Raw genomic sequence first — 3,282 nt, forward strand, 5'->3', positions numbered from 1 at the left:
GTTCATTTGCACCCTTAATTATTGTTTTTAAATTTACACTTAATAAATAATAAGGCTTTGCGTTTTGACAAGTCAAGATAAAATCAGAATAAAAATCCCCGACTCCACTCAGAAGCCGGGTATCTAAGTAATTGGACAAAAATATTTACGTTTAGCACTGCTCATTGGTGTCAACTTAAGCTCAAATCCCTACCACATCTAGTTCCTAGTCTCTGACTAGGAATGCAGTTGATGAGGCTCTGCCTCTAATATTATTGAAGGCAGAGCCTTCTAGAATTCATTCCCAGTCAGAGCAGGGGAATGAGATGACTTGAGTTCTTTGCGGGATAGAGGTTTTACGTTAAGTTGACACCAATGAAGCTCTTGCTTTACCCCTACGTTTAGAATCAAACAATCAAGCCGTTTTGAGTATACCAGTAAGCCAATTACCAATTACCTAGATAAAGCAACTTGAGTTACTACACCAAAGCCGCTACCTTCCCCAACAAACCCTGAAACAAGCGCAAACCATCGCTATTACCTAACGCGGAATCTGCTGCTCGTTCTGGATGTGGCATCATGCCCAAAACATTGCCTTGAAGATTACAAATCCCGGCAATGTTGTTGAGTGAACCGTTGGGATTTTCTTGATAACGAAATAAAACTTGTCCGTTGGCTTCGATTTCTGCTAAAGTAGTTTCGTCACTGTAGAATCGCCCCTCTCCGTGTGCGATGGGTAAAGTGATGATTTCCCCTTCAAAATAACCTTGAGTCCAATGTAAATTATTACGCTCAACTTTCAAGGGAGAGCGATCGCAGATAAAATGCAAATCCTGATTTCTCGCCAATGCCCCAGGTAATAAACCAGCCTCAGTTAATACCTGAAACCCGTTACAAATACCGATGACAAATTTACCTTGTTGTGCATGGTTGATAACTTGCTGCATCACAGGAGAAAAGCGAGCGATCGCCCCACATCGTAAATAATCCCCATAACTAAAGCCACCGGGGACAATTACCACATCTATATCACTAATATCCGTCTCTTGATGCCAAATCATCCGCGTTGGTTGTCCTAGCAAATCTCTAGTCACATAAGCAACATCACGATCGCAATTAGAACCTGGAAAAACTAAAATACCGAATTTCATAATTAGTTAGTTGTCAGTTGTCAGTTGTTCGTTGTCGGGGAATAGGCAAAAGGTAAGAATTTTCTCCATTACCAATCACCAATTACCCATTAGCAGTTTCAAAATACGCCAGTTTGTGATTCTACCTCAATCAAGTCAAAGCGGTAATTTTCGATGACCGGATTAGATAACATTTGGTCACAGATTTGATTTAAGTCTCGACGCGCTTTCATTTCATCAGGTGCGACAATGGTTAACTCAATGTACTTACCAATTCTCACCTGTTCCACATTGTCGTATCCCATTTGTTTGAGGCCAGATTGTACAGCCACACCAGCAGGATCTAAAACTGAAGTTCTCAGAGTCACGAAAATTTTAGCTAAATATTTTATTTGCACAGGCTTTTTGCTGAATGCTGCGATCGCTATCCTATAACTTTTCTGGTCTAACTGAGTGAAAATATAATCAGGAGTAGAAGTAATTCATGAATTACCTCTACATAAATACAAATTTAACAACGATTTATGAGAGCCATACATACCCGTAGTCAAGAACGGATTCTAAACCTGTTACAAAATCTTAAACAAGGCATTTCTGCTCAAGAAATTTACGTAGAACTACGTAATCTCAACCAAAGCATGGGTTTAGCAACAGTTTATCGTTCCTTGGATGCTCTCAAATTAGAAGGCTTAGTGCAAGTGCGAACTTTAGCAAATGGTGAAGCCCTTTATAGTTTAATACAACAGGACAAGCATCATCTAACTTGCCTACAATGTGGCATTTCCATTCCTATTGATCAATGTCCTGTCCATGAACTGGAAAACCAATTACAAACCAGTCATCAATTTAAAGTGTTTTATCACACTCTAGAATTTTTTGGACTATGTACAAAATGTCAAGCTAGTAGTTCGTCAAATTTATTTTGACGGGTAATGATCGGAAAAAACTTCTGTTCTTCCCTCCCCTACCCCCGGTGCCTCTCTTCTCCCCCTGCTTGCCTTCACCCGTCATTTTCGGGTTGACAGACTACTAGTCACCGAGTCAGGAGTCACCGAGTCAGGAGTCACCGAGTCAGGAGTCAGAAAGAAGGAATAAAAGAAAGAAGAAGAAATTATTTAATTAGTGGGAAAGAGAGGTTTGAGATTAGGAGCATTATCTGAAACAATAGAACGAATACCTTCCAAAGTAGCTGGAATAGTGCGAGGGTCCATAAACATCACCTTGCTGCTATCGCTTTTACCAATAGTAGTCCCCATATCCAAATAATTTAAGGCTAACAGCACATCTAGTGCTTTTTGAGCATCAGGGTTAGCCTTAATCCTCTCAGCAATAATTTCTGCCGATTCAGCGATCGCTTGCGCCTTTAAAACCTGTTGTTGGCGTTCTGCTTGCGCCCTGAGAACGATTGATTTCTGTTCAGCTTCTGCTTGCATAATTACGGATTTTTGCCTAGCTTCCGCGTCCAAAATTTGGGCATCTGCCTTACCTCTAGTGCTATTCACAGCCGATTCCCTATCACCTTCCGAAGTTAAAATAGATGCGCGTTTGCGTCGTTCCGCTGACATTTGCAATTCCATTGCTTCCCGTACCGCTTGAGAAGGAATAATATCCCTCAACTCCACCCGCGTCACCTTTACACCCCAAGGATCAGTAGAAATATCTAAATCCTGTAATAACAATTCATTAATTTGAGTCCGAGCGGTAAAAGTTTGATCTAACTCCAATTGTCCCATTTCCGAACGAATTTGAGTCAACACCAAATTTACCATAGCCGATTGCAGATCCTCCACCTTATAGCGGGCTTTTTCCATATCCACAATTCGCCAGTAGACCACAGCATCCACCTCAATCCCCACATTATCGCGGGTGATGCACTTTTGAGGGGGAATATCCAAAACCTTTTCTCGAATAGTTTCTTCGTAGATAACTTTATCAACAAACGGCATCACAAAATTTAGCTTAATCAGCAGAAGCCCCACGTCTCACTCTTAGGAGCGTGGGGATGCCAGTCGCCTGCGACGGGAAACCCGTCTACAGCGCTGGCTCATGAATGCGCGTGAGTTGAGTTGCGTAGCCCAAATTGTATTTGAGCGTAGCGAAAACAAAGAAGGCTACAGCGACGAAACGAACAAAATATTGATTTTATGTTATTATAAAAAAGTAGGTGTAGTCC

At 41.3% G+C, this 3,282-nt stretch carries 3 protein-coding genes and 1 pseudogene; 1 reads left to right on the top strand and 3 read right to left on the bottom strand.

What is annotated here, in order from left to right:
- Positions 1-458: 458 nt before the first annotated feature.
- Together purQ and purS are read right to left on the bottom strand one after the other, a co-directional pair.
- Positions 459-1,130: a phosphoribosylformylglycinamidine synthase subunit PurQ gene (gene purQ, locus IQ228_RS23590; RefSeq protein WP_039201097.1), complete on the bottom strand. Its 672-nt coding sequence runs from the start codon at positions 1,128-1,130 to the stop codon at positions 459-461.
- A gap of 98 nt (positions 1,131-1,228) precedes the next feature.
- Entirely contained in the window at positions 1,229-1,507 is a 279-nt protein-coding gene (purS, locus tag IQ228_RS23595) for a phosphoribosylformylglycinamidine synthase subunit PurS (protein WP_168504069.1), read from the bottom strand.
- Positions 1,508-1,633: 126 nt separating this feature from the next.
- Between purS and IQ228_RS23600 the strand changes: the two genes are divergently transcribed.
- Positions 1,634-2,035, top strand: a complete 402-nt coding sequence (locus tag IQ228_RS23600; protein WP_027401956.1) for a Fur family transcriptional regulator — start codon at positions 1,634-1,636, stop codon at positions 2,033-2,035.
- A 189-nt stretch (positions 2,036-2,224) separates the two neighbouring features.
- Here IQ228_RS23600 and IQ228_RS23605 read toward each other — a convergent pair.
- Positions 2,225-3,067: pseudogene (locus IQ228_RS23605) on the bottom strand (SPFH domain-containing protein); the annotation flags it as partial.
- Positions 3,068-3,282 lie beyond the last annotated feature (215 nt).

This window comes from Dolichospermum sp. LEGE 00246 (assembly GCF_015207865.1).
Lineage (GTDB): Bacteria > Cyanobacteriota > Cyanobacteriia > Cyanobacteriales > Nostocaceae > Dolichospermum > Dolichospermum heterosporum.